The following is a 2934-nucleotide window of genomic DNA, read 5'->3' on the forward strand; positions in this document are numbered from 1 at the left end:
CGACTTCTTCGCCTCGCCCACGGTCCGCGGGGTCGCACGCCGCCTGAGCGTCGTGCGAGAAGAGGAGCGCTGACATGGGTGCGCCCAGCGAGCGGGAGCTGCGACAGCGCATCGGTGCGCTCGTCGAGGAGGTGCTCGGCGGCACGGCCGATCCGCAGACCTCGTTCTTCGACCTCGGACTCACCTCCCTGGCGCTGATGCGGATCAAGGTCCGCCTGGAAACCACGCTGGGCCTGTCCCTGGACGACACCGCCCTGTTCGAGCACAGCAGCATCGCCGCGCTCGCCGCACACCTCGGGCCCGGCGCGGCCGACGGGTCCCAGGGCTCCGGGCCCGGGCCGGGGGCGACCGACGGGCGGATCGCCGTCATCGGCATGTCCGCGCGCTTGCCGGGCGCACCGGACCTCGCCACCCTCTGGGCGAATCTGCGCGCCGGCACGAGCAGCGTGCGCAGGCTGGGCAGTGGGCAGGGCGACGGACGGGTGCGGGTCGCAGGGGTCCTCGACGACGCCGAGTGCTTCGACGCGGACCACTTCGGCATGAGCCGGAAAGAGGCAGGCCTCACCGATCCGGCGCACCGGCTGTTCCTGGAGTGCTGCGCCCACGCCCTGGAGGACGGCGGATACGCGGGCCAGGCCCACGGGCGTCGCATCGGGGTCTACGCGGGCGGCGGGATGAATCTGTACGGCCCGGACCTGCCGTACTTCGCCCGGCACGGCATGGGAGGCGCCGAGTCTTCGGCGAACGTCATGGAGGAGATGCAGGGGCTGATCGGCGCACAGCAGGACTTCCTCGCCACCCGGGTCGCCTACCGCCTCGGTCTCACCGGTGCGGCCGTCGCCGTCCAGAGCGCCTGTTCGACCGGGCTGGTCGCGGTCCATCTGGCCGCCCAGTCGCTGCTGTCGGGCGAGAACGACCTGGTCCTGGCCGGGGCCGCGGCCGTGCGGGTGCCTCAGGAGGCGGGGTACGCGCCCGATCCGGAGTTCATCCTGTCCCCGAGCGGGGTGTGCCGGGCCTTCGATGCCGCGTCGGACGGCACGGTAGGGGGCAACGGCGTCGCCGTAGTGCTGCTCAAGCGGCTGGACGCGGCCCTCGCCGACGGGGACGAGATCCAGGCGGTCATCCTCGGCTCCGCGGTCAACAACGACGGTGCCGCCAAGGCCGGCTTCACCGCCCCCGGTGTGCAGGGCCACACGGAGGTCGTCCGGCTCGCGCTGGCCCGCGCGGGCATCGACGCGGATTCCGTCAGCCATGTGGAGGCCCACGGCACCGGAACGGAGCTGGGCGACCCGGTGGAGTTCGAGGCGCTGTCACGGGCGTACCGCTCGCAGCAGGGCAGGACCGGCTTCTGCACCCTCGGCTCCGTCAAACCCAACCTGGGACACCTGGACACCTGTGCCGGAATGGCGGGGCTCGTCAAAACGGTGCTGATGCTGCGGCACGGCACGATCGTGCCCACCGCGAACGTGACCCGGCCGAGCCCCCGGCTGCCCTGGGAGACCAGTCCGTTCCGCCTGGCCACCGCGGCCGAGGCGTGGCGGACACCGCAGGGCGTCCCGCGCCGCGCCGGTGTCAGTGCCCTGGGGTTCGGCGGTACGAACGCCCATGTGCTCCTGGAGGCAGCGCCGGCGTCGACGGCCCGCCCGCAGCCCGCGCACCCTCTGCCGGTCCCGATCAGCGCACGATCCCGGACAGCCCTGCACGAGGTTGCCACGCGACTGCGGGACGAGCTGCGGGCACGCCCCGACCTCGGCGTCGCCGACGTCCACACCACGCTGGCACTCGGCCGCACACACCACGCCCACCGCACGGTGGTGCACGGCCGGACCGCTGCGGAACTGGCCGACGGTCTCGACCGGTTCCTGCGGCAGCCCGACGAGGAACAGCGAGTCGGCGCAGGGCCGATCGCCTTCGCCTTCTCCGGGCAGGGCCAGGCCACCGCGGGAATGGCACGCGAGCTGTACCGGCAGTACCCCGTCGTACGCGAGGTCCTGGACGAGTGCGAGGAGACGTACCGGCAGGCGGCACACGGCAGCCTGCTCGACATGCTCCTGACACCACCCTCGGACGGGGCGGGAGCCGTCACGCAGGCCGCCCAGTTCGCCCTGCAGATGGCACTCGTACGGCTGTGGCGACAGTTCGGGGTCGAGCCCGAGTGCGTGCTCGGGCACAGCCTCGGCGAGATCGCGGCGCTCTGCACCGCGGGTGCCTTCTCGCTCGCCGACGGTCTGCGCTTCACCGCTGCGCGGGACAACGCCATGCGGGCCGCCGCTCCCGGCCGCATGCTGGCCCTGCACGGCGACGCCGACACGGTCGGGGAGCTGTGCGCCGGGCTGCCGGTGGAGATCGCCGCGGTCAACGGGCCGCGTTCTCACGTGCTGTCCGGTGACCCCGAGGCCATCGAGGCGGCTCACCGGGTGCTGACCGGCAAGGACATCGCCTGCCGACCGCTCGACGTGGACCGGGCGTACCACTCCGCGCTGCTCGACCCGGTGCTCCCCGCGCTGAGGGAGGCCGCCGAGTCCCTCACGTTCACGCCGCTGCGGTTGCCGTGCGGCGACAGCGCGCGGGGTGAGGTGCTCCCCGCCGGATCCGTCGTGAACGCGGAACATCTGGTGCGTCAGGCCCGTCGGCCCGTGCAGTTCCAGCGGACGCTGGCCGCCGTGCACGCGCTGGGCCACGCCGACTTCCTCGAGCTCGGGCCCGCCGACGTGCTCACGTCGCTGGCCCTGACGACGTTGCCCCGCAGCCACTGGACCGCGAGCCAGTCGGGGGAGTCGGCCGGGGTCGCGGGGCTGCACGAGGCGCTCGCAGAGCTGTACCGCCGCGGCCTGCATCTCGACTGGCGGGCTGTGGGCGCGGGCGGCGGCCGGGTCCGGCTCCCCGGCTACCCCTTCCGCCGCGAGCCGTACCCGACGCCGGAGCTGCCCCGGC

At 73.6% G+C, this 2934-nt stretch carries 1 protein-coding gene; it reads left to right on the forward strand.

Annotated elements, in window-relative coordinates; genetic code table 11:
* Window positions 1-74: 74 nt before the first annotated feature.
* The coding region (locus ABT116_RS41680; RefSeq protein WP_351645556.1) for a type I polyketide synthase at window positions 75-2934 on the forward strand (2860 nt) is incomplete at its 3' end.

The organism is Streptomyces sp. NPDC002130, from assembly GCF_040296465.1.
Taxonomy (GTDB): Bacteria; Actinomycetota; Actinomycetes; order Streptomycetales; family Streptomycetaceae; genus Streptomyces.